This is a genomic window from Mariprofundus sp. EBB-1, from assembly GCF_003665155.1.
In the GTDB taxonomy this organism is placed as follows: domain Bacteria; phylum Pseudomonadota; class Zetaproteobacteria; order Mariprofundales; family Mariprofundaceae; genus Mariprofundus.
The window spans coordinates 36533-59291 of the sequence record NZ_RCFQ01000017.1; the positions used below are offsets into that span (position 1 = coordinate 36533).

25 protein-coding genes are annotated in these 22759 nt (G+C 45.0%); 23 read left to right on the forward strand and 2 right to left on the reverse strand.

From position 1 onward, the window contains the following. The first annotated feature begins 5 nt into the window (after window positions 1–5). The 8 genes from D8Y20_RS08340 (at window position 6) to D8Y20_RS13530 (ending at window position 7383) form a co-directional block, all read left to right on the forward strand. The gene (locus D8Y20_RS08340; RefSeq protein ID WP_121542646.1) at window positions 6–836 is read left to right on the forward strand and encodes an arsenite methyltransferase; all 831 of its coding nucleotides are present in this window, start codon (window positions 6–8) and stop codon (window positions 834–836) included. Between the two features lie 112 nt (window positions 837–948). Then, on the forward strand, window positions 949–2577 hold the full coding sequence (locus D8Y20_RS08345) for an aminoglycoside phosphotransferase family protein (RefSeq protein WP_121542648.1): 1629 nt from the start codon (window positions 949–951) through the stop codon (window positions 2575–2577). Further along, window positions 2570–3466, forward strand: coding sequence for a GAK system ATP-grasp enzyme (locus tag D8Y20_RS08350; protein WP_121542650.1), 897 nt, complete (start codon window positions 2570–2572; stop codon window positions 3464–3466). The genes D8Y20_RS08345 and D8Y20_RS08350 overlap by 8 nt, the downstream gene beginning before the upstream one ends. A 1-nt stretch (window position 3467) precedes the next feature. Beyond that, window positions 3468–4667 carry an HprK-related kinase B gene (locus D8Y20_RS08355; protein ID WP_121542652.1) on the forward strand — a complete coding sequence of 400 codons (1200 nt, stop codon included), beginning with the start codon at window positions 3468–3470 and terminating at the stop codon, window positions 4665–4667. A 12-nt stretch (window positions 4668–4679) separates the two neighbouring features. After that, a complete protein-coding gene (locus D8Y20_RS08360) occupies window positions 4680–5381 on the forward strand; it encodes a histidine phosphatase family protein (RefSeq protein WP_121542654.1) in 702 nt (233 codons plus the stop codon). Between the two features lie 2 nt (window positions 5382–5383). Continuing rightward, window positions 5384–6754 carry a metallophosphoesterase gene (locus tag D8Y20_RS08365; RefSeq protein ID WP_161957602.1) on the forward strand — a complete coding sequence of 457 codons (1371 nt, stop codon included), beginning with the start codon at window positions 5384–5386 and terminating at the stop codon, window positions 6752–6754. Further along, window positions 6741–7040: an amphi-Trp domain-containing protein gene (locus D8Y20_RS08370; protein ID WP_121542658.1), complete on the forward strand. Its 300-nt coding sequence runs from the start codon at window positions 6741–6743 to the stop codon at window positions 7038–7040. The genes D8Y20_RS08365 and D8Y20_RS08370 overlap by 14 nt, the downstream gene beginning before the upstream one ends. Window positions 7041–7128: 88 nt before the next feature. After that, window positions 7129–7383 (forward strand): hypothetical protein, encoded by a 255-nt coding sequence (locus D8Y20_RS13530; RefSeq protein WP_147434045.1) that lies wholly within the window; start codon window positions 7129–7131, stop codon window positions 7381–7383. Between the two features lie 124 nt (window positions 7384–7507). Here D8Y20_RS13530 and D8Y20_RS08380 read toward each other — a convergent pair whose 3' ends face one another. Further along, window positions 7508–7969, reverse strand: a complete 462-nt coding sequence (locus D8Y20_RS08380; RefSeq protein ID WP_121542662.1) for a response regulator — start codon at window positions 7967–7969, stop codon at window positions 7508–7510. A gap of 537 nt (window positions 7970–8506) precedes the next feature. Here D8Y20_RS08380 and D8Y20_RS13725 point away from each other — a divergent pair. From D8Y20_RS13725 to pgsA, 15 genes are all read left to right on the forward strand, one after another. After that, window positions 8507–8905 carry a hypothetical protein gene (locus D8Y20_RS13725; RefSeq protein ID WP_236075353.1) on the forward strand — a complete coding sequence of 133 codons (399 nt, stop codon included), beginning with the start codon at window positions 8507–8509 and terminating at the stop codon, window positions 8903–8905. 369 nt (window positions 8906–9274) lie between these two features. After that, window positions 9275–10513 (forward strand): multiheme c-type cytochrome, encoded by a 1239-nt coding sequence (locus tag D8Y20_RS08390; RefSeq protein WP_236075354.1) that lies wholly within the window; start codon window positions 9275–9277, stop codon window positions 10511–10513. 115 nt (window positions 10514–10628) lie between these two features. Continuing rightward, window positions 10629–11855 (forward strand): transcription antitermination factor NusB, encoded by a 1227-nt coding sequence (locus D8Y20_RS08395; protein WP_121542664.1) that lies wholly within the window; start codon window positions 10629–10631, stop codon window positions 11853–11855. Between the two features lie 34 nt (window positions 11856–11889). Continuing rightward, window positions 11890–12819 (forward strand): thiamine-phosphate kinase, encoded by a 930-nt coding sequence (gene thiL / locus D8Y20_RS08400; protein WP_121542702.1) that lies wholly within the window; start codon window positions 11890–11892, stop codon window positions 12817–12819. Next, a complete protein-coding gene (locus tag D8Y20_RS08405; protein WP_121542666.1) occupies window positions 12803–13291 on the forward strand; it encodes a phosphatidylglycerophosphatase A in 489 nt (162 codons plus the stop codon). Before thiL ends, D8Y20_RS08405 begins: the two co-directional genes overlap by 17 nt. Before the next feature lie 11 nt (window positions 13292–13302). Beyond that, window positions 13303–14286, forward strand: a complete 984-nt coding sequence (locus D8Y20_RS08410) for a CinA family protein (protein WP_236075355.1) — start codon at window positions 13303–13305, stop codon at window positions 14284–14286. A 93-nt stretch (window positions 14287–14379) separates the two neighbouring features. After that, window positions 14380–14886 (forward strand): hypothetical protein, encoded by a 507-nt coding sequence (locus D8Y20_RS08415; protein WP_121542670.1) that lies wholly within the window; start codon window positions 14380–14382, stop codon window positions 14884–14886. 984 nt (window positions 14887–15870) lie between these two features. Then, window positions 15871–16449 carry a hypothetical protein gene (locus D8Y20_RS08420; RefSeq protein ID WP_121542672.1) on the forward strand — a complete coding sequence of 193 codons (579 nt, stop codon included), beginning with the start codon at window positions 15871–15873 and terminating at the stop codon, window positions 16447–16449. A 14-nt stretch (window positions 16450–16463) separates the two neighbouring features. Then, a complete protein-coding gene (gene lpxK / locus D8Y20_RS08425) occupies window positions 16464–17456 on the forward strand; it encodes a tetraacyldisaccharide 4'-kinase (RefSeq protein ID WP_236075356.1) in 993 nt (330 codons plus the stop codon). Window positions 17457–17467: 11 nt separating this feature from the next. Continuing rightward, on the forward strand, window positions 17468–17668 hold the full coding sequence (locus D8Y20_RS08430) for a hypothetical protein (RefSeq protein ID WP_121542674.1): 201 nt from the start codon (window positions 17468–17470) through the stop codon (window positions 17666–17668). A gap of 112 nt (window positions 17669–17780) precedes the next feature. After that, window positions 17781–18119 carry a hypothetical protein gene (locus tag D8Y20_RS08435; RefSeq protein ID WP_121542676.1) on the forward strand — a complete coding sequence of 113 codons (339 nt, stop codon included), beginning with the start codon at window positions 17781–17783 and terminating at the stop codon, window positions 18117–18119. A 629-nt stretch (window positions 18120–18748) separates the two neighbouring features. Next, entirely contained in the window at window positions 18749–19411 is a 663-nt protein-coding gene (locus D8Y20_RS08440) for an Arm DNA-binding domain-containing protein (protein WP_121542678.1), read from the forward strand. 248 nt (window positions 19412–19659) lie between these two features. Beyond that, the gene (gene mazG / locus D8Y20_RS08445) at window positions 19660–20451 is read left to right on the forward strand and encodes a nucleoside triphosphate pyrophosphohydrolase (protein ID WP_121542680.1); all 792 of its coding nucleotides are present in this window, start codon (window positions 19660–19662) and stop codon (window positions 20449–20451) included. Window positions 20452–20520: 69 nt separating this feature from the next. Further along, complete coding sequence (locus D8Y20_RS08450) at window positions 20521–20829, forward strand: DUF3467 domain-containing protein (protein ID WP_121542682.1); 309 nt, start codon at window positions 20521–20523, stop codon at window positions 20827–20829. 66 nt (window positions 20830–20895) lie between these two features. Then, window positions 20896–21465, forward strand: coding sequence for a CDP-diacylglycerol--glycerol-3-phosphate 3-phosphatidyltransferase (gene pgsA / locus D8Y20_RS08455; protein ID WP_121542684.1), 570 nt, complete (start codon window positions 20896–20898; stop codon window positions 21463–21465). A 47-nt stretch (window positions 21466–21512) separates the two neighbouring features. On the opposite strand, the gene D8Y20_RS08460 is transcribed toward pgsA, so the two are convergent. Then, window positions 21513–22694 carry an iron-containing alcohol dehydrogenase gene (locus D8Y20_RS08460; protein ID WP_121542686.1) on the reverse strand — a complete coding sequence of 394 codons (1182 nt, stop codon included), beginning with the start codon at window positions 22692–22694 and terminating at the stop codon, window positions 21513–21515. Between the last annotated feature and the right edge of the window lie 65 nt (window positions 22695–22759).

Here is a 22759-nt window from a genome sequence, read left to right on the forward strand (position 1 = left end):
AAACAATGAGTGTAAAAGCTGATAATGTGCGTCAGCACGTGCGTAAATCTTATGCGGAAGTGGCAGATGCCAGTAATGATGGTGATTGTTGCGGTGTGGAATCCAGTTGCTGCGGCGTCTCTGATGATGCGGCGATCAATACACTGATCTCCACACGCTTGGGTTACTCTGAAGATGACCTGGCTAATGTACCGGATGGTGCCGATATGGGCCTTGGCTGTGGTAATCCGCGGGCAATTGCTTCACTGCGTCCGGGTGAAGTGGTTATTGATCTTGGTAGCGGTGGTGGTTTTGATGCATTTCTGGCGGCCCGTGAAGTTGGTGAAAGCGGTCATGTGATTGGCATCGACATGACCCCCACCATGTTATCCAAAGCGCGTAACAACGCCGAAAAAGGAAAATTCAGCAATGTAGAGTTTCGCCTTGCGGAGATTGAATACCTGCCGATTGCAGATAACACTGCCGACATCATTATTTCTAACTGTGTGATTAATCTTTCACCGCATAAGGAACTGGTATTTGCTGACGCATTTCGTGTGTTGAAACCGGGTGGACGCCTGGCCATCTCCGATGTGGTGGCAACAGCGGAGATGCCGGATGAGATGAAAAATGATCCGATATTGCATGCAGGCTGTATGGCTGGTGCATCCATGATTGATGTGCTGGAGATCATGATGGCCGATGCCGGTTTTGAGCAAATTAGTATTATTCCAAAAGACAGTTCGCGCGAATTTATTCGTGACTGGGCACCCGGTCGGGGCGTGGAAGCGTATGTTGTATCGGCTTACATTGAAGCGAAGAAGCCGGGCGGTTGCTGTTCAGGGGCTTCTTGCTGATAGTCTAAGGTCTCAAACCCTGCAATTTCTATGGTATTCTGTATGTTAGCCTGTATGTTTTCAACTATGAAAGTTTCATATAAACAAAGAAGAGAGTGAGGTTGATTTTCTCATGCGTTTAGCGAAAACGCTGCGTAATAATCTCCTTTTCTTATTGGTGGAATCCGGTTCCCAGATACAGCTATTGCAACAATATACCGAAGAGGAAGATGCAAGCCTGATTCAGCGTGTTATGGAACGCCGAGGTTATGCATATAATCTTAACCTGCGCATTCAAAACAGCTGCATAGAAATGCTGAGTGATAGCCAGATTGGTGAAGGCGTGACCATTCGCACTGTCGGTATTATTGCAACAGAGCTTACAAATATCACGATTCTATCTCGTGATTGCATACAGCAACTTGGTGATTTACGGCATAATCACCGGCTTGATTTGAAAGCTTATCAGCCGGCACTGCGACAGGTCTGTAAAAGTATGGTGCTGATTGAAGATGCCTTGATGGGAAGTGATACACGACTTGCTCTTAAAATCGGTCACGGTGAGTACAAACTGAACCGAATCTCTCAAAAGTTATTGAAAGCGTTTACAGCTCAGTTGAAGCAGAAAAAATATACAGAAGATCTGGTTACCGGTCTGTTTGTTGCGCATAGCCTTGGCCAGATGGGTGATGCACTGTTGCGCATCAGCGAATCGATTATTTCCAACAATATTGGTCAACCTATGGATATGCAGCGTTATCACGCAATGCAGGAGACTATCACCGCCTGGAAGGGCGAAAATATGATGGACAATATAGATATTCAGCAGCTTGCAGAAACACGCTCTGGCAGTGGTATCTCATCAATTCAAGAGATAGACAGTGATCAGCCTCGGGTGATCTATAAAAGTGGAGAGAAACGCAAACTTAAAGAAGAACTGCATGGAGTGGAAACCTGGCATGCAGTGTATCCAGGTTTGGCACCGCAAGTACTGGCTTACAACAAACGCAGTGATGGAGCATCCTTATTGATTGAGCACTTGAACGGGATGACGCTGGAGCAAATTGTACTGCATGAACCGATGCGTATGATGACTCAGGCGATTCAAGCGCTTGGTAAAACAGTGACCTCGGTTTGGAAAACTAGCCGAACCAATATTCCTGTCTCTGCCGGTTTTATTCGCCAGACACGCAAACGTCTGGCTGATGTTTATGCCGTGCACCCATCATTTCGGCAGGGCAATGCACGGATTTGTGCATCGACGCTATCTACATTTGAGTCGTTGCTTGTAGCTGCTGAAAAAATTGAGAAAAAGCTGTCTCTTCCGAACAGCGTTCTGATCCATGGCGATTTCAATGTTGATAACATCCTGTATGACCCGGAAAGCAAAAGCATTCGTTTTATCGACCTGCATCGCTCAACCTATATGGATTATGTACAGGATGTGTCGGTATTTATGGTCTCAAATTATCGATTGCAGGTGTTCGATAGCTCTATTCGCCGCCGTATTCGTAAACAGGTGTGTGATTTTTATGCTATTGCACGAAAGTATGCAAAAAAGAACAATGACCATACATTTGAGGTTCGCCTGGCTCTTGGCCTGGCGCGCTCATTTGCTACCTCAACACGTTTTATTCTGGACGAATCCATGGCACAGCGTATGTTTTTGCGTGCGCACTATCTGTTGTTACAGGTAACGCAATGTGACATGAAGAAACCCCAGCGTTACCGATTGCCAATCAAGGAGATATTCAGTGACTAACCTTAAAATTGGAGTCATCGGTTTGCCGGGGAAATGGTCCAGTGAAGTGCTTGCCCAAGCGGTAATGATGCGCACCGGGGCACCATGCCCTGTGATTGATATACAGGATGTGTGGCTTGATCTGGCCGATAATGCTTTACGGTACGGAGGTCTTAATCTGTGCGATTTTGATGGATTATTGGTTAAAAAAATAGGTTCGGAATATAGTCCCAATTCACTTGATCGACTGGAGTTGTTACGTGTAGCAGAAGCTGCAGGTGTACGCGTGTTCAGCCCTGCATTGAATATCTTACGCCTGATTGACCGATTAAGCTGCACCGTTACCCTCCATAATCATGCAATCCCGATGCCTCCGACCTGCATTACGGAACATAGTGAAAAAGCGCTTGAAATGGTAAACCGCTTTGGTAGCGCAGTATTCAAACCACTTTATTCAACCAAGGCGCGCGGCATGATGGTAATTGATGCCGCTGATTCAGAGACAGTGCAACGCCAGCAGATTTCCAGCTTTCAGCAGCAGCACCCGATGATGTATATCCAGAAAAAAATAGTTCTGCCGGGCCGAGATCTTGGTATGGTCTTTTTAGGTGGTGAATATCTGGGTACATATGCGCGGGTATCGCAGTCGGATACTTGGAATACCACCATCCTCAGTGGTGGAAAATATGCTGCATATAAGCCTTCACAGGAGTTGATTGATCTGGCCTATGCGGCTCAGAAACCATTTAATATGGACTTCACTACTGTCGATGTGGCTGAATCAGAAACGGGGCCCATAGTCTTTGAAGTGTCAGCTTTTGGAGGTTTTCGAGGTGCAAAAGAGGGAATCGGTATTGATGTTGCAACGCTCTATGTTGACTATGCAGTAAAAACATTGAAAGGTGGTTAAAATGAGTCACGGAATAACTAAGGAAGAGCTGCGCAGCACGATGCTTGCAGATGTTAGCCTGTGTGAAGAGACACTAGAGCTGGCGCTACCAGAAATGCAGATTCTAATTCGAAGCAATTCAATGCAGTTGCTGAATATATTGCGTCATTATTTCCAACATATCGTGTCTCCTATTAAGAGTACTTCATCTGTGAATGATGGTATTGCGATAGAAGTAGTAGCGATAGAATCTCCAGTCATCAATCTTGACTTGCCGTTGCATGACTGGTCACGTGAAGCAGGTAAACGTGGAAAGAAAGATGCATATCTCGACCTGGATGACGGACGTTGCATTTATAAGGTGCGAACCGGCATGACTTTTTTGCAAAGTTTGCAGCATCGGATTGCAGCAGGCCCATGTATTACGAATAGCAATCAAGTGATTAATTTCATTAATAACCAATATATAAACCTATTACAGCAACGTGGTTACTTAATCTGTCATGCAGCAGCATTGGCTGAAAATAATAGAGCTATCGCTATTGCCGGTTTTTCCGGTGGTGGAAAATCGACCACGATGCTGCATTTGATGTCTGATCCGCGTTTTGATTATGTCACGAATGATCGCCTATTTATTCGTGCAGATGAAGAGGGCATGTGTGCGCGTGGCATCCCTAAACTTCCGCGTGTGAATCCAGGTACGCTGCTGCATAACCCGCAATTGAAAGAGATCTTACCCCAAGAGCGCATTGCCGAGTTACAAGACATACCACAGCAAGCATTGTGGAATCTGGAAGAAAAGTATGATGTCGATATTGCCGCGGTATATGGTGAATCACGTTTTTCCGCTGAGCCTGAACTGGCACACTTTCTGATTCTGAATTGGTCACACGATAGTCAGGTTCAAACACAGGTTACCGAGGTGAATCTGGCAGAACGAAGCGAACTGCTCGATGCCATTATGAAATCTTCAGGGCCATTTTATCAATATGCCGATGGTAGTTTCTATCGTGATCATACGCATCTGAATCGAGATGCCTATATTTGCATGCTTGCAGGGGTTCATGTCTATGAAGTGAGCGGTCGTGTTGATTTTGAATGCGTACAACAATTTTGTCTACAGCAGTTATGTGAAATCTCACCATCATACAATACAGTCACAAAATCAGCTTCCGAAACAGTAAGGGTCGATGATGGGCCTAAAATAAGATATCCGGTTTAATAAGGTAGATATATGAGTACCAATTATGCGGTCTTTATTCGGCATGGGGATTATCATCATCAAGCCGCCACACCGGGAGCCTATCAACCTTTTCCTCTTACAAATGAAGGGGAAGAACAGGTGGAAAACTGTATCGCGAAACTCATTCGATTCAGTCAGCAGCATGATTTAACCATCGCTCCTACACTACACAGCTCAATTCTGCTGCGTGCCTGGAGCACCGCAGAAATTATTCGTCGGAAACTGGCAACTATTATTCCGAATGAAAGCTATTCACTGGTCGAAACAGAGCAGTTGTGTGAGCGATCAGTTGGTAGTCTGGCCAATCTTTCTATCTCCGAAATCGAACAGGTCGTGCAGGATGATCCTCGTTATGAAAGACCACCTTCCGGGTGGAAATCTGATAGTTATTATCGGCTACCATATCCGGGTTCAGAGTCATTGATGCAGGCAGGCGAACGCGTGTCGGCCTACATCAATCAGGTAATGTCTACACTGCCTGAAAATGCATCCTTAATGCAGTTATTTATAGGTCACGGGGCAGCATTTCGGCACGCTGCTTGTGATCAATCCATGTTGGGTTTTGATGATATTAAAAAACTTAGCATGTTTCACGCTGAACCAATCTATTTTACACTGAATGAAGATACAGGGTGGCAACACCGCGCAGGCGAATGGAAAATACGTTCGCAGCATTCAAATTATACGGACTAATGATGACAAACAAGAAAAAGCAATGTTCTCTACCCGATTACCATGGCCTCAAATGGCTGGATGATTCTTTACCTATAGCCTTGCCTGAGACCACGCGTGACTGGCTTGATTGTAGTAAACACGGACTTAGGCAACGCAAGACCAGCGGTTTGAAAAGCCGAAGTACGGTAAAATCACTACTGCAATCGCATGATTGGCAGTGGCCACATCGTTCGACCGTTTTTATCTCCGATCTACATGCTGATGGTGATGCACTGTTAGCATCTCTGGTTGCCAGTGGCGGTATAAAGAAAACAGGTAAGGATGATTATCACTTTAAACTTACAGAACAGGGACGATCCATGCTCTTTATCTTTGGCGGTGATTTCTTTGATAAAGGTCCGAGTAATCTTCGTCTGTTGCGTGTATTGCACATGTTTATCAAAACAGGAGCACGTGTGCGACTCCTAGCAGGTAATCATGATATTCGTGTTTTATTCGGTATGCGCAGTGTAGGCCAGACAGAAGATCCACATAACGGTCATTTTTTTATCCGAATGGGAGCCAAAGCGATTCCTTTTCTGCTTGAAATTCGGGATGAGTATCTGTCTGACAACAATGCGCTGAAAGCGATGCCTGATGAAGAAACCTGTATCAAACGTTTGTTTCCGACTGAGGCCTGGTGGCAGCAGTTTCCAGAGATGGCCTCATGGGTGATGCCTCCAGAATCTATCAGCAGGGAGATGGCTAAAATTAAACATAAGGCTGAGCGCTTCGAGATGTTGTGTGAACAGGCCGGACTGAGTCTGCGTGAAGCCTATGCAGCAGCAGTTAAATGGCAGCAGTTGTTTTTATCACAAGAAGGGGAATTCTACTGGTTTTTCAAGCGTATGCGACTTGCATATCGCAAGGGTTCATTCCTGTTCGTACACGCAGGTATCGATGACCGAATTGCAGTGATGTTACGTGATAATAATACCGGCTTTTTGAATCAGCAGTTCAAGCAACAGATTCAGGGGAGTCCCTTTGAATTTTATTACGGACCTGTAGCGAACACTATCCGTACCAAATACCGTACGATAGATATGCCATTGTCCGGAATTGGTGCCAAACAAGTGCGTGATGCGGGTATACATGCCATCGTGCATGGACACCGTAATTTACATCGAGGTCAACGTATTGCTCTGCGAAAAAAACTGCTTCATTTTGAATGTGATGTGACATTGGATCGTCACTCCCGACGAAAAGAAGGGCTACGCGGTGCAGGTGCTGGCGTTACCCTTGTTCAACCCTCCGGTTATATTCTAGGAATCAGTACAGACTATCGCGATATTAAAGTGTTTCATCCCGAATCCATCTTGGCGGACGCAGGAGATTTTCATGCAACAAAGTAAGAAAGTTTTTCATCATGAATCGTTGGAAGATACAAAATCTCTGCGAAGCCTTATGCAAGCGGTTACCGATGGCCTGGAAAGTGGTGAATTAAGTTTCAGCGATGACAGTGATGAGATTATCATGATTCCAAAAGGGTTGCTGCATTTCAAGCTTGCTGCTGCTCAGGAAGAAGGACGCAACCGCATAAATATCCGCGTGACATGGCATGATGATGTTGATACGAAGCCGGCAAAAAAATCATTAGCCATTCGCAGCAAACAGAAAGAAAAGAGAAAGGGTGGCTAAGCCTATTTTATCAAAATACTGTTATTGAACTGTAAGGATTACAGTCTACTCTCGTCTAAGCATCAGTAATTCAAGAGAGGATATGAATATGAAATCAATGACAACATTAGCTATCGCACTGCTGCTTGCCTTGGGTCTGTCTGCTGCACCTGCATTTGCAGGCCATCATGATATGAACCCGTGCAACCCATGCTCAATGAAAAAAACGATGAATCCATGTAACCCGTGCGCCATGCAACATAAGATGAACCCATGTAATCCATGTGCCATGAAAAAGCATGCCAACCCATGCGATATGCAACATAAAATGAATCCGTGTAATCCTTGTTCTAAAGGGCATTAATTCTTTATCTCAATCGTTGCCCCCCAAGACTCTGCGTGCAAAACGTGCAGAGTCTTGGGGGTCATTTACGTCACACGGTGTTTTTCAACGCTTAGAAAACGGACAATCATTGATAAGGTGATTGTTATGTAAGCAAGTTACGTGAACAAAACGGACAATCATATAACCCGGCATTCACGCATGTTGAGCGTGGGTTGTTTGCCTTTTCAGAAAGGTGTTTGTGGCATGGTAGAATGACATCTCTGACCTTTTCTAGTAAGGCTTCTGGATGAATAGGCTTATTTAAAACCATGCAGGTCTCTTGAACTGCTGTTTTGTTGTGTTCGCAATAAGCATTTCCTGAGATAAAAAAGATAATTTGGAACGGTAAGACTTTACGTATCGCCAATGCCAAATCATAACCACTGATACCGGGCATTGAGATGTCGCTAATAACAGCGATAGGAGACTCAAAACTGGCGGAATTCAGATATTGCATGTATTGATTACCTGATTCAAAATAACATACGCGATAGCCTGCATCAGAAAGAATGGCGTCAGTGGTTTCGCGAATGAGTTCACTATCATCAATTACATGCAGCATCATGGATATAATTTATAGCATAGGATTTTAATAAACCAAACTATAATATTATTATGGTTATTGTTGGGGAGCATGCAACTTGCGGGATAATCTATATACACGCAAGCGAATAGAACCCATCTCCTAAATAGCAGGAGATATTTCTAACATCTGTTGTAAGAAGCGGGAGGCAATGCCGACTTCCACATCATGACCGGAGTACCGGCATTTATGATGGAGGAGATATCGATGAATAATATATTAAGATTAATTTACGCCATGCTTATCAGCATAGGTTTGTTTAGCACCCCGGCCCTGGCTGGGTCACATGCGAACCCATGCAATCCATGCGGGATGCAAAAGCATATGAACCCATGTAACCCATGCAGTATGAAAAAACATATGAACCCGTGTAACCCATGCGCCATGAAAAAACATATGAATCCGTGTAACCCATGCAGCATGAAAAAACATATGAATCCGTGTAACCCATGCAGCATGAAAAAACATATGAACCCATGCAATCCATGCGCCATGAAAAAACACTCCAATCCTTGCAGCATGAAACCCAATCCTTGTTCCATGAAGAACCCTTGCTCGATGGATGAGGATGCTGCTAATCAAAAGACACCGATTCGCAAACCTGCATTCAAAAACTATCAGGAAGCTGCGTCCCTCGGTGCCAAAATGTGGAAAGATGAAAGTTTAGGTACATCAGGATTGGCATGTCTCTCATGTCATGCAGATCATGAACTGTTGAATTTAGATCGTAATCAGAATTTCCCACATTATGTCAAGATGGTAGGTGATGTAGTGACACTGGATCAGATGATCAACTACTGCATGCTTAATCCAATGAAAGGAAAACAGTTTGGAAAAAATTCAAAAGAACTCACTGCGATGGCGGCATATTATCGCGCCTATCGTATGCAGTTCATGAAAGAACAACGCGCAAAGTAATAGGAGCTAAGTAGCGACGCTACCGTGATAGCGGTCTTTTGATTGAATTAGCTTTAATTGCTCGAAGGGTGAGGGACACGGATTGTTTGAATCAGCATTTGGCGCAATGGCTGAATTGGATGAGCCTCACCTTACCCTACGGGCGATCTAAAGCTTGTCCAAACGGATCCTGCTTTTTGCGCCACAAAAAAAGAGCCAAAGATAACTCAGTGCTTCAAATCAAGCCGAGGTAAACAAACATCCGTACCCTCGAAATAGACCACGCTCTATATATGCATTTGGAGTATTTGTTGCCAAGAATATGTTTAAGCTGACTAAGATACGGTGCGCAGCTGGACTAGTCAGTTATAAAATGAGTATGGAGTCATAGTGACGAAACCCTTGAGTTTGAAGCAGTCCGTGTTGGCAGTGATCTCTATCATTGGCGGATTGATGCTGATGGCTGCAGCCATCGATCCAGGTCTGCCACTTGGCTACTGGGATCAACCATCGGCAAAAGTTCCATCTTCTCACAACTGGTCTGAACTTGAAAAAGATCTGCGTCCGGAGGCATGCGCACAATGCCATGCCGCTCAATTTAATGTCTGGAAAAAGAGTCTGCATGCGCACGCCTACTCACCAGGTCTAGTGGGGCAGTTTCCGGGCCAGGGGCTTGCCTATGCCAATGATTGTCTGGTGTGCCATGCACCCTTGAAAGAGCAACTTTATACAGATTCAACAGACATGGATGATTCGATTCTCTTGCGTCTGAAACATGCCGAAGGATTTGATGCTGATGCCGATTATGATGTGAATGATCCAGATGCTAAACGGCTCCCTCTGAGACACACCGGCGTGAGTTGTGCCGTTTGTCATGTACGTAATGGCGATCGTTTCGGGCCACCACCCAGAGTGAGTGGAGCAGTAGGTAAACAAGATACTCCGGCCCATGGCGGGTTCACAGCTACCAAGGACTTTGAACAGTCGCAGTTTTGTGCATCATGCCATCAGTTTCCTGACTATATGGCAATTAATGGAAAACCTTTAGAAAACACCTTAACAGAATGGAAAAACAGCTCTTTTCCCGATAAAGGAGTAACATGTCAAGTCTGTCACATGCCGGATAGAGCCCATGAATTCAGAGGTATCCACGATCCAAAAATGGTCAAAAAGGGGCTCACTTTTTCACTCACTCAGCAAAAGAACAGTGTCTATTTCAGCATTGCATCCACATGGATAGGGCACGCATTTCCAACGTATGTCACACCCAAAGTGATTGTTGAAGCAGAAGCCTTGAACGGTAAAGGTAGCATCATTCAACATCAGCAGTGGGAGATCATTAGAGAGGTTGCTTACCAGGGTGATGGTTGGAAAGAGTTGCGTGATACCCGCATCATGCCGGGTGAAACACGCCAGTTCTTACTCAATCCCTTACCAACAGACGCCCGCAGTGTGCGCTATAGGGTACGGGTGATTCCCGATAATTTTTACAAAGGGATTTATGAGAGCCTGCTATCAGATGATCTGACTGCTGTAGCTGGAGCACATATTCGCAAGGCCAATGAACAGACTGCTAAAAACGATTATCTGCTCTATGAAGAGGTGATTACCCTTAACCAAGCGCATTGATACTTGCTCTAGTGTTGTAGGCCACCATAATTCACTTCTTTATAAGAGAAGTGGTGAAGGCTTTACCGCATTACCAATCTTCTGATTTATCATACTCTTTCACCGGGACCCAACCATGCAGGTACGCAAAGCAGCAATCGAATGTTTAAAGCAGGTCCTGCATAATGAGCAGAAGGCTGATGTTGTGATGCAACGTGCCGCAGCGCATCTGGAGCTACGCGATCGCAAATTACTGCATGAATGTGTTTACGGTGTATTGCGCCGCAGTTTTTCTCTGGAAGCCGATTTTTCCCGCTTTATTAAAACCAAGCCCGACGATTTTACCTATGCCGCACTCGCAGTCGGCACCTATCAATTGCGGCATATGCGTGTACCCGTACATGCCGCTGTCTCTGAAACAGTTTCGGCAATCAAGCAGCTCAGCCCTAAAGCCGCCCCGTTTGTAAATGCGGTGTTGCGCAAGGTGAGCGTGAACCAGGTACCTAAAAAACTCAAACCCAATCAGCGTGCCGAACTACCCAAGTGGATCTATGCCCAGTGGAGAGATGCCTTTGGCGCTGAAGAGGTACAATCACTCGGTGCCGCTCTAAAAACACCACCAAAACTCTCTTTAGCCCTGTTCGTAGGTCGGGATACCTGGATGGCTGAGGTTCAAGCATCCGGTATTGATGTAGAAGCAGGAGCTCTGTCGCCATTTGCCGTGTTATTGCCGTCTGGCACTGATGTCACGGCTCTACCCGGCTTTGATGCTGGTGCATTCACTGTCATGGACCAGGCTGCACAGGCGGCAGTGATGGCGCTGAAACTACCGGATGACTTTGATGGTCTACTGCTTGATGTCTGTGCCGCACCCGGTGGTAAAACAGCCCTGTTAGCGCATCGTTTTCCCAAGGCCCGCATCGTGGCAGTGGAACTGAGTGAAAAACGTATCCCCAGATTGCAGGAGAATTTGAAACGCCTGCACTGTGAACATGTTGAGATTCTGCAAGGTGATGCGATGGAGCTTAGCTTTGAAGACAATAGTGTTGATGCCATCTTCCTGGATGCGGCCTGCTCTGCATCGGGTATCTTGCGTCGTCATCCCGATGCCAAATACCTTCAAAATCAGGAAGCGGTGAACAGACTCTCTCAGATTCAGGGTGCGATGATGAACGAATCACTCAGGGTGCTAAAAGTCGATAACAGCATGATCTATGCTGTCTGTTCGATTCATACGCAGGAGAATGAAGAAGTATTTGATGGCTTGAAGCATACCCTCACCATCACTGACCAAACGCGATTGCTTCCAAGCATGGATCATGATGGTTTCTTCCATGCCTGCGTCACAAAGTGTGCCGCCTAGTGCAACAAAATAAATCTGTCAGCCAGTGCTTCTGATGGCGGAAGGCGAATTTAAACTCATCAACCGCCTGTTTAAAGGTGCTGGTGGTAGTGCAAAAGGATTCACATCATTTGGTATTGGTGATGATGGCTCCATTCACAAACCGACAGCAGCTTGTGAGCTGGTGGTCAGTACAGATTCTTCGGTACAGAACGTACACTGGCCTGATGATTTCTCACTCGATAAGGCGGCTGATCGGGCTGTCTGTTCAGCCCTGTCCGATTTGGCTGCCATGGGTGCAGAACCTGTCTGCGTCTGGTTGAATGTGATGGCGGTTGATAGCACTGCGGTTGAGTTATTGGGGCAGGGCGCTACTGCTGCTCTAAGACGTTACGATGTTGAATTAGCTGGTGGAGACACGAGCAAAAGTGCCACCAATGCGGTATCGGTTACGGTTGCAGGTGAACTGCCAGCAGGTAGCGCCATGCGCCGGGATGGAGCAAAAACGGGTGATGTCGTCTGGTTATGCGGTAAACTGGGCTTTCATGCTGCCGGGCTAAAGCAGTGGTTTGATAAAGAGTACGATGGTCTATTCATTCAGCATTTCGAAACACTCACGCCGCAACTGCAAGCTGGTATCGCCTTGCGAGAGCGCGGTATCGCCTGCTGCATCGATGTTAGTGATGGTTTGTTGCAGGATGCAGAACACATTTGCCATGCATCAAAGATTGGCATGGAACTTGAGATCAACAAGGTACCGGACTGGGCCTATCTCTCTGATCAACTGGGTGAATCGGCAGCACTGAACAACGTTATGCAGGGTGGTGAAGATTATGCACTGCTCTTTACAGCGCCGGCGCATATGGCGTTCCCGGATGAACTGGCACTGAAGATCGGCCATTGCAGACAAAAGCCGGGCGTAGCTCTGTTGTTGAATGGCAAGAAAGTAGATATCGGGAGTAAAGGTTATGACCACTTCAGCTGATCAGCGTACAATCAATCATTGGATCGCAGCAGGTTTTGGCAGCGGCTGGTTACCCTCAGCACCGGGCACCTGGGGTTCAATTGCATCCCTGTTGCCAGCTTGGTTGATTATTGAGTATGCAGGCACAGACACGCTGCTCGTTGCTACGCTGATTGTTACCATTATTGGTTGCTGGGTATGTTATAAGGTAATACCGACCCTGAGCGGAGATAAAGATCCCGGCTGGATTGTCATTGATGAATGGGCTGGTCAATGGCTATGCCTTGCCATGCTTGTGCCTGAACTTGGTCATAGTGTTCAGACGTTGGTATTTGCTTTTATCGCATTTCGCCTGTTTGATATATTCAAACCATGGCCTGTTTCGCTGGCTGAAAAACTGGGGGCTCCGTGGTGGTCTATCATTGCCGATGATCTGGTTGCAGGTGTGATGGGGGCCATTGCCGTTACCGTCTTGTTTCAGCTGCTTAGCTAATAATGTCCGCCTTGAAACCTTCTATTCAGGCTAGCTTGATCATCAGCGATGCCGGCCTGCAAAACCTGATGAGTGCAGGTATATCCACCGGCTGGCTTAGCGCATGGCTACAATTTGCGGGTGCAACGGATGTCAGTATTGGTTTGCTTGAGTCGGGTGCATGGAAAAACAGTAAGGCTGACATTCAGATATTTTTTGCTACAGAAGCAGAGCTGAATACTGTCGCTGAACCTTTTATTGAGGAAGTTCCGGGCACGCCGATCACTCTGGATAATCCAACACGTCACGCACTTCATTTTCAACATGATCATCATCAAACACTGTTATTGCCCATCGGTGAGATCGCCTATCAACGCAATAGCTGGCTGGCGGCGTTGAATAATGGAGAGCCGTTATTGCCGTTATATATTGCTGCCAGCGATGCGCTGCCGATTAAACTAGAGCCCGGTATGAGCGCCAGTTTGGATAAACCGGCACAGATTCCATGCCTGAATAACGCCGGTTTGATGATTGAAGAACAGGTTATAAACACCCTGAAAGAAAAAGGAATATCGATTCGCACTGTGGAGTCCTGCACAGCAGGTGGCATTGTATCACGCTTATGCCGCGTACCCGGTTCATCCGAGGTGGTGGATCGCAGCTGGGTCACCTATAGCAACCAGGCTAAGCAGGATGAGCTTGATGTTGATCCCGAATTGATCGAAGAGTTCGGTGCAGTCAGTCAGGATGTTGTGATAGCCATGGCCAATGGCGGGGTGGATGCCGGTGATTCAGATCAATTACATATCTGCATCGCCACCAGTGGCATCGCAGGCCCCGGTGGTGGATGCGCAGAAAAGCCGGTTGGCACCGTTTGGGTAGCCGTTGCACAAGATGGCCAGAGTACAACGAGTCGCTGTCTGCAATTACAAGGTGCTCGCCATGAAATCCAGAGCAGGGCAGTGATCCAGTCTCTGACTTTAATGTTACACAAACTTGAAAAATCAAAAGTCTGAAATTAAAACCTAATATTTCTCTGATAAGTAAAATTAAGTACGCATTTTTCTGCTATACTCATACAGCATTGGGTAAGGGTTGGGAGAGATGAGATGACCATACAATTTCTGAAAGGGCTGTCATGGAGCATGGTGTTGCTGCTGATGGGCCCTGCACTTTCATACGCTGGAAGCATTTATAAATGCAAAGGGCCTGGAGCATTCGATTCAGTCGTTTGGCAAAATGAACCTTGTAATGCAGGGGAAGAAGTCAGCCATCGAAAAATGCATGATTACTCTGCGCATGATGCTTCAAAAGCAGGGCATGGCACATTGACGGCCGCCGAAGTAAGTAAATTGATCAGGTTTAAACAACTTGCTGTTGGCATGAGCAAAAAAGATGTGATTCGATCCTGGGGGCAACCTACAAAAACCGATATTTTGTTATCCAATACAGGCAAATCAGAAACGCTTATTTATGCGCAATATAAAAACACCCCAATTGTGAGCATGAGCCTGCAAAGCATCGTTACAAATATACAGTATTCAACAACAATCGAGAAAGAAGTGAAGCCTGTTCGCACTTTTAATTATTCTGGTGGTGGCCCCTTTAGTAAGTGAACTAAGGTGATAGGTAATCGTAACAAATTCCAAACTTTCCCCGATTAATTGGAAAATGATCGACTGCTACATGCGAAAACACCGGAATGGAAAAGTGTCGGAATGTAGAGGACAAACACGATTTCCAGAGCCCTGTTTTGGGCAAATGCCTTATAATACAAAGGCTTTTTCAGTTGTGCACATAACCTGTGTATAACTGTGTGGATAGAGTTCGTAAAAGGGGCTTTTTTAAGGCTTTATGACATACAACAGGTTGTTTGCATAAAATTTATGCATAAATAATATATGCTTTTTAAAACAGTATGTTATGGATATATATTGCCAATATTATGATTCAATAATGAAATACTTTTTACTTTTTGTGACATCAACACGCTCCTGGTGGATAAGATCACTTATAAGTGACTGATTTATAATAAAAACGCTGACTTAAGGGTTGATGAGGATATGAATCCAGTATTCACCACTGTTTACTTTTAAACGTCTGAAAAAACGACGCATAAGGCTCTGGGAAATAATAGCTACAGAGAAACAAAAAGGCCTGCCAGAAAAAGAGGAGGGGGCTGGCAGGCCTTGGGGAGTTGTTTGTGCATTGCACTGGCGTTGTGACCTATATGAACTGAACCCTTACAAAAAGGTGGGCATCGCAACCTTGGTATTTGGTTTCCCAGTGCAGGGAATCGCACAACCAGAGTCTATAAATTCCCGATCAGTATTCATCGGCCCAGACATACAAGTCACAATGCCAGTGCAACGAACATTGTAATAAACATAAAGCATATCAGATGCCAAAATAAGATTTGTTGTGTATCAACGGTTTCTGGGGCAGTCGATGCATCATATGCGGCAAAAATATCACGCCACCGCAACAAACGGTAAGATTTTCCTCACAAAGATAATCGTATGGTGTCACTGGAATAATGAGCTGGCTATGATCAGCTTATAGGCTGATAGTTATGCAATGAACGCACTGGAGAAGGGGTCATGATTAAACGATACACATTGATAAAAATGCACATCATGATGGCCTCGGTTATTTTTCCAATGACGGTGATGTTTTTTATTACCGGTGTGCTTTATATCTCCGATATCAAACCGGAGACTTCGACTGATAGCTTTCGTATTACTCTCGATCAACCCATGCAGCAGAATGCAGATAAACTAAAGCAGATTGCCAAAGACGCACTGGCAAAACGCGAGATCAGTGCGCCGTTGGGCAGGGCCAAGTTAAAATGGGATTCCGATTTGGATATCTATTATCTCTTTTGGGACGGTGAAAATAGATGGCTCAAAATTCGCCCCTCCACGCGTGATCAGCATGTTGCAGTGATTAAAGTCTATACACCAAGCTGGTATGGGCGATTCATGAGTCTGCACAAAGGCAATGGAAAGGATTCATTCAACTATTCTGTCATCGCGATGGTGGTGGTGATGATGTTAACGATACTCAGCGGTACAATGATGGGCTTAAGTCTGCCCAAACAACGTAAACGGGTGATCTATTCGATGCTAACGGGTACATTCCTGTTTCTTGCACTGGTGCTCTACAGCCAGTTTTTCTGAGGTTGAGGTAGAGGATGATGCTGCATCAGCGCATTGAATACATGTGGTGGAATACCAGGCGCGCCCCGAATCTGTTGCTTCGTGCTGTATCTTTTATCTATGCAGGCCTATCAAGGTTTGATCAGCAGCAGCGCCTGAAAAGGGCGGTTGCACCATCTATCCCGATGATATCCGTGGGCAATATTACCGTCGGTGGCAGTGGCAAAACGCCTTTTGTGGCATGGTTGGCGACTGCGTTAAAAAGAGAGGGTTTCCGTCCTGTACTCTTGTCGCGCGGTGATGGTGCCAACAACCAAACACCACATCTTATTTCACAATACTCCAAAGCCCATGAAGTGGGCGATGAGGCTGTTCTTTTATATCGTTTAACAGATTGTCCGGTCATTGCCGGGCGCGATCGCATTGCAGGGGCCGCCCTGGCGGCTGACCATGGGGATATACTTATCCTCGATGATGGATTTCAGTATCGGCAGTTAACGCGTGTGTGTGATATCGTACTGGTGCCGGCGGAAGGGGTTGGTAATGGTTGTCTGTTACCGGCTGGCCCATTAAGAGAGCCCGTAAGTGCATTAGCTCGGGCAGATATTATTGTAAGGAGTGGCCTGGCTGAGGCTATCTCTTTATCAAACCAGCAAGAGTGGCACTGGTCCGCCTCGGCGGGACTGGTTCGGGACTGGAATGCTCAGGATGATGTGCTGCTGGAAGCATCTAAACCCATTCATCTGATTACTGGGATTGCGCGGCCTAAACGTGTGATCGCCGATCTTCAACGGCTTGGTTTTGATATTGCACAATATGATCGTTTTGCCGATCATCACGCTTATACACGGCAAGATGTTCAACAGCTGTTGCAAACACATCGCTCCATGGTGACCACCGCCAAGGATGCGGTGAAACTACTGCCTCTCTGGCCCTGTGATATGCCCCTGTGGGTCCTTGAACAACAGATCGAAGCAGAAGATGGCCTTGTCGAACAGATCGTAAAAGTTATCAAAGTAAAAGCGTGATGGAGATATAGATGGCAACAGATACACCTGATTACTATTTATACTGTGAGAGTTGTGACTTCTGCCAACACGTTGAGAAGGTGTTGCATAGAACGCCACTCACATCTGTCGACGAACTTGTAGCGAATGTGAGTAGATTCCACTGTTCGGTATGCGGAGCAAAAAAAGTCATCATCAAAGAGAAAAAAGATGTGTCTGCGCTGGATTGGTGAAAGAGAAGTAGGGGGCGTACTAACTGTTCAGCTGCCCTAATACGTTGATGATCGATGCACACCATCGGATGTAACAGAGCAGCAAGCGGCATTTCCGAATAGCAGGTATCTGATGCTCTGCAATAATGAACAGGATAAAATTAATCAGGAACAGAGTGAAACAAAAACTAAAGAGGCTCATTCAGAAGAGGATCGCTTGCAGCGTTACTTTGAGCTTATACGTGTTGATCTATGTCTGATCACCAGCTGCGAGATGGGCGCTGCGTTATTAATTTATGATCTTAAATATCATCAGATGATGTGGTCAGGTTTTATCCAGAAAACACTTCCCAGAAGTAATGAACGTTCACGCACATATTTCGCTGGCATGACAGTTTTATATATAACGAAACTGTTGAGCGAAACTATCCCGAAGCAGCAACTCAAGCTGATTAGCTTGAAGAAATTTTAACGGTTTTACTAAAAATATACATGCAGCAGCCTGATAATAATGCGTCTGGGTACAACATGCGCTATGAATCATTAAAACGCTTATATATCAGCATGTTAAATTGATTTATAAAGAAATATTCGTAATAAATAATCTAACACGCTTGTAATAAATGATAAATCCAGCATTTGAAGCCATATATTGACCTGAGAGCTCTTGCATCATGATTCGCAGACCAAGACACCAGAAGGGCACCAATATCGCTGTGACGTTTGTTATATAAGGTCATTTTTGAGCGCGCTATGAATAAAGGATTGCATTGAACCGTTTGTTGGTTGTTCAACAAAATAATACAACCGCAGTGTGCTCTAACAAAAGAACCAACACGGTGATTTGTTGGTTCTTTTTTATCTGTTGGTTCTTGTTGGATTATCACAAAAGAAACCAACATCAATGCCGGTCAATAAAGAACCAACTTTGAGGCGTTGCATTTATTTCTATAAAAGACATAGAGTGCATATTCCTTGCCATATCAAACTTATTCATTACAATATAAACCAACAAATGAACCAACTATCATTTTAACACTGATTTGTTGGTTCTTTTTAGATAAATACAATTATTAAAAGAACCAACAATGAGGCTTTCTGATGGCGCTTTCTGAATCTGAAATTAGTGAAACCAAAGTACCTTTTGGCAGGAATCAATTTAAGGTCAGTGATGGTGGCGGTCTCTATCTTTTAGTGAAATCATCTGGTCGATATTGGAAGCTTGCTTATCGATTTGATGGCAAACAGAAGACGCTGGCGTTCGGGGTTTATCCATCGGTAAGTCTCGATGAAGCGCGCCTGAAACGCGAGGAAGCCAAAGCACTGCTAGCTCAAAATATTGATCCTGGATTGATTAAGAAAAAAGAGAAACTGGAACGAAAAATTGCTGTACAACAGAACACGACAACTACACATCAACAACCGCATGTGCATGAAGCCCGTCCTGTTCCAAATCGACAGCCTGTAGTTCTGGATCAGGCTGAGCAGAAGAAGTTGGAACTGCGTCGTCTGGCGATTCTGAAAGCTATTGCTGAGAGCAACTCATATGCGATCAAAGAATGTGCTCTGCATCAGCAACTCGAAGAACATGGGTTTAGAATTTCATTTGATCGACTAAGAACAGATATCGCATGGTTATATGAACAACAGGCCGTGCATATTGAAAATGTCGATCAATGGCTTGTGCAATTAACACAGCCCGGTCTGGATGTTGTACATGGGCGCATGTGGATTCCCGGCATTCAACATTCTGCACTGGAGTAGTTATCTGATTATAATGTTCTGTTTAATTCATCGTAGTATTATGGTGATGGTTACATAAGATTGGATTCCTTCATTTAGTTTCAGAATAGAGGTGATGTAGAATGCTCTCTGCTCATTTATTTTCGTTTAAGCGGGTGATCAGTGTAATAATGCATTGTAGGGCGATATTCACATGAGAGCTTAATCGCCTCAGCACAATAATATATAACGTCGCATAATGGATATTATGTAAAGTATGGAGTTATCAGGTGCCAGATAGAATTAAAGGTAAGGATAATTATTACGAAAAACTATATGCCCTTATGGAGGTTTTACGTAAGGAGTGTCCATGGGATAAAGAGCAAACCCTGCTCTCCCTGCGACGTTACACACTTGAAGAAGTACACGAAGTGATTGAAGCGATTGAACTGGCCGACTCTGATGACAATTGGCAACCGCTTAAGTCTGAATTGGGAGATCTATTAATTCAGGTGCTGTTTTATGCTCGCATTGCAGAAGAAGCTGAGAAGTTCGACTTTGCCGATGTTATCGATACTTTAATCGATAAAATGATTTATAGGCATCCACATGTCTTTGAAGATGCAAAACCTGATGATCTGACGGATCAATGGGATAGCCTTAAGGAAGCCGAACATGCAGATCGTAAAAGCCTGATGGATGAAATCCCTCCTCTGCCTGCGCTGAAATACGCTCAAAAACAACAGCAACGTGCAGCACGTGTTGGGTTTGACTGGTCTGAAGCGAAAGATGTAATGACGAAAATGCGTGAAGAGCTCGATGAACTCGAACATGAAGTTGTGAATCAGAATGACATCCGGCGTATTGAAGATGAGTTCGGTGATGTGTTGTTTACGTTGGCCAATCTTGCACGCAAACTCGATCTCGACGCCGAGTTATGCTTGATGCAAACCAACCGTAAGTTTGCGTCTCGATTCAGAGGTATGGAAAAACTGGCCGATTCTCGTGGTGATTCATTAGCGAATATGGACCTGGATACAATGGAAACATTGTATGAAGAAGTTAAAGCTAGCATGCAATAAAATACATCTAAAACAATTTATTACTAAATATAAACAAATAGTTACACGCTATATATAAGGGATGACATCATGGCAAGCAAAGACGGAAACAACAGTGATACACTACAGGAGTTACAAGTTCAGGTGCCTGAAGATGTACAGCGTGGCACGTACGCCAATCATTTCATTTCCAGCCATACACCTGAGGAATTCATTCTTGATTTTATTCTTACCAGCCCCCCTGCCGCTGTTGTGAACGCGCGTGTTGTGGTCACGCCCGCTCATGCAAAACGCATTGCTGCTGCACTGCTTGAAAATGTTTCGCGTTATGAGGCGGTGTTTGGAGAAATATCTACTGTAACACCTATTACAAAACCGGATCAGGAATTGACACATTAGTGAAATATTTGAAGGAAGTAATGATTGCTGCTTTACCTGCGTCAGTCAGCAGTGATACTTAAGCACATGAAGTGGACAATTTCTAATCAGTTAACCTTGGGGCGCGTTGTGCTTATCCCTGTGTTAATCGCCGTGTTTTATCTGGCAACGCCATTGGCTTACTGGGTATCAGCGATTGTCTTCTCATTGGCTGCGTTTACGGATTGGTTAGATGGTTATCTTGCTCGCACGCGTGGTGAAGAAACGGCCTTCGGTAAGTTTCTTGATCCCGTTGCTGATAAATTATTGGTTGCAACAGCCCTGGTGATGCTGGTCTCTGCAGATATGGCTCCTGCTATTCTAGCAGTGATCATCATTGGTCGTGAAATTACGATTGGAGCTCTGCGTGAATGGCTTGCTCAGAGAGCCTCTGTGATTGTACATGTATCGCAAATGGCTAAGTGGAAAACAGCCATTCAGATGTTAGCGATTGTACTGTTACTACTACACGTTGATGTGATGGGATTCTCCATGCATGAAACGGGTCTGGTGTTATTATGGTTGGCGGCTGTGCTTACCCTCTGGTCCGGTTATGAATACATTCGTGATGCATGGCCTGAATTAAAAGAAGGTTCGATAGACTCCTCTTCTAAATAAGGTTCACGGTCAGAAAGCTCCAACAGGGAAATCAGTAATAAGCAGAACTACAATCGCGACTGAATTAGTTTTTCAATCTCTTTTGGTGTCAATGTGATCGGATTACCTGCCATACTTCCACCACTGATATTGGCTATAATTTTAGGTATATCTGATGCTGTAACACCATACGGTGAAAGCCTTGGCATCTTCAATGTGTCACTCCAGGACTTGAGCAGATCCAACAAAGCCTGAAGTGCAGTTTGATCATCTAATCCAACTTGCGATGTCATTAGGCGCCCTATCTGGGCATATTTTTTCAATGCTGTGTTATCCTGCTCACGCTGCATCATGGCGTTGATATTCGTTCGTGTAGCTTCATATAATAGACTACCGCAAACCACGCCATGCGGTATGGGAAAATAGGCTCCCAATGGCGATGCAAGACCATGCACGGAACCAAGTCCTGCGTTGGCCAACGTTACACCTGATATGGAAGATGCATAGAGCATTGATGCACGCGCTTCTATATTTTCGCCATGCTGTACCGCATTGAGCAAACCTTTACGAATGTGCTGCAATCCACTCAGGGCAAGTGCATCGGTCATCGGATTCGCATTTCTTGATACAAACGATTCCAGTAATTGTGTGAACGCATCCATGCCGCAGGCAGCAGTTACAGCAGCCGGGCAATTAAGCGTTAATTCAGGATCAAGAATAATATGTTTCGGGACCAGATCTTCATGACGAAATGACTTTTTATAACCATCTTCGGCTACCTCAGATAGCACGGCATTCTTACTTGTTTCACCACCGGTACCAGCCGTCGTAGGCAGTGCAATAAAAGGTGTAGAAGGGCCGGTATATGTTTTTCCACGCCCTACTCCTTCCAGGTATTCCATCACTGAATCGCCACTGGGCAACAGACCTGCAATTGCCTTAGCTGCATCAACAGTGCTACCGCCACCAATTGCAATCACACAAGCCGGTGAAAAAGCATGGTGATTGCTGACTGCAGCATCGACGAGTGCTGGCGATGGTTCGTTTTCCACCTTGATACGACGAACATCACAATCAGCTTGCAAAGAAAATAGTATCTCCTGGCAATATTCAGAAGAATCAAAGGATGAAGCACCGGTTACCAGTAATATTTTTTTTCCATATTGCATGGAAATACCGGGCAGGATATGTCGTTTTCCTACACCAAAATGGATGTGTGGTGTAGAAGCCATAAAGAAGGAATCAATCATTTTTGAAATATAACATTCTCGCTTCCCAGAGACCAATGTCAGAAGGTTAAAAAAGTGATTTTTTT

Bases quoted from the DNA above. Each gene is read 5' to 3' on its own strand.
- D8Y20_RS08340 (WP_121542646.1), top strand. From the start codon at position 6: ATGAGTGTAAAAGCTGATAATGTGCGTCAGCACGTGCGTAAATCTTAT.
- D8Y20_RS08345 (WP_121542648.1), top strand. From the start codon at position 949: ATGCGTTTAGCGAAAACGCTGCGTAATAATCTCCTTTTCTTATTGGTG.
- D8Y20_RS08355 (WP_121542652.1), top strand. From the start codon at position 3,468: ATGAGTCACGGAATAACTAAGGAAGAGCTGCGCAGCACGATGCTTGCA.
- D8Y20_RS08360 (WP_121542654.1), top strand. From the start codon at position 4,680: ATGAGTACCAATTATGCGGTCTTTATTCGGCATGGGGATTATCATCAT.
- D8Y20_RS08365 (WP_161957602.1), top strand. From the start codon at position 5,384: ATGACAAACAAGAAAAAGCAATGTTCTCTACCCGATTACCATGGCCTC.
- D8Y20_RS08370 (WP_121542658.1), top strand. From the start codon at position 6,741: ATGCAACAAAGTAAGAAAGTTTTTCATCATGAATCGTTGGAAGATACA.
- D8Y20_RS13530 (WP_147434045.1), top strand. From the start codon at position 7,129: ATGAAATCAATGACAACATTAGCTATCGCACTGCTGCTTGCCTTGGGT.
- D8Y20_RS08380 (WP_121542662.1), bottom strand. From the start codon at position 7,969: ATGATGCTGCATGTAATTGATGATAGTGAACTCATTCGCGAAACCACT.
- D8Y20_RS13725 (WP_236075353.1), top strand. From the start codon at position 8,507: ATGAAACCCAATCCTTGTTCCATGAAGAACCCTTGCTCGATGGATGAG.
- D8Y20_RS08395 (WP_121542664.1), top strand. From the start codon at position 10,629: ATGCAGGTACGCAAAGCAGCAATCGAATGTTTAAAGCAGGTCCTGCAT.
- thiL (WP_121542702.1), top strand. From the start codon at position 11,890: ATGGCGGAAGGCGAATTTAAACTCATCAACCGCCTGTTTAAAGGTGCT.
- D8Y20_RS08405 (WP_121542666.1), top strand. From the start codon at position 12,803: ATGACCACTTCAGCTGATCAGCGTACAATCAATCATTGGATCGCAGCA.
- D8Y20_RS08415 (WP_121542670.1), top strand. From the start codon at position 14,380: ATGACCATACAATTTCTGAAAGGGCTGTCATGGAGCATGGTGTTGCTG.
- D8Y20_RS08420 (WP_121542672.1), top strand. From the start codon at position 15,871: ATGATTAAACGATACACATTGATAAAAATGCACATCATGATGGCCTCG.
- lpxK (WP_236075356.1), top strand. From the start codon at position 16,464: ATGATGCTGCATCAGCGCATTGAATACATGTGGTGGAATACCAGGCGC.
- D8Y20_RS08430 (WP_121542674.1), top strand. From the start codon at position 17,468: ATGGCAACAGATACACCTGATTACTATTTATACTGTGAGAGTTGTGAC.
- D8Y20_RS08435 (WP_121542676.1), top strand. From the start codon at position 17,781: ATGCTCTGCAATAATGAACAGGATAAAATTAATCAGGAACAGAGTGAA.
- D8Y20_RS08440 (WP_121542678.1), top strand. From the start codon at position 18,749: ATGGCGCTTTCTGAATCTGAAATTAGTGAAACCAAAGTACCTTTTGGC.
- D8Y20_RS08450 (WP_121542682.1), top strand. From the start codon at position 20,521: ATGGCAAGCAAAGACGGAAACAACAGTGATACACTACAGGAGTTACAA.
- pgsA (WP_121542684.1), top strand. From the start codon at position 20,896: ATGAAGTGGACAATTTCTAATCAGTTAACCTTGGGGCGCGTTGTGCTT.
- D8Y20_RS08460 (WP_121542686.1), bottom strand. From the start codon at position 22,694: ATGATTGATTCCTTCTTTATGGCTTCTACACCACACATCCATTTTGGT.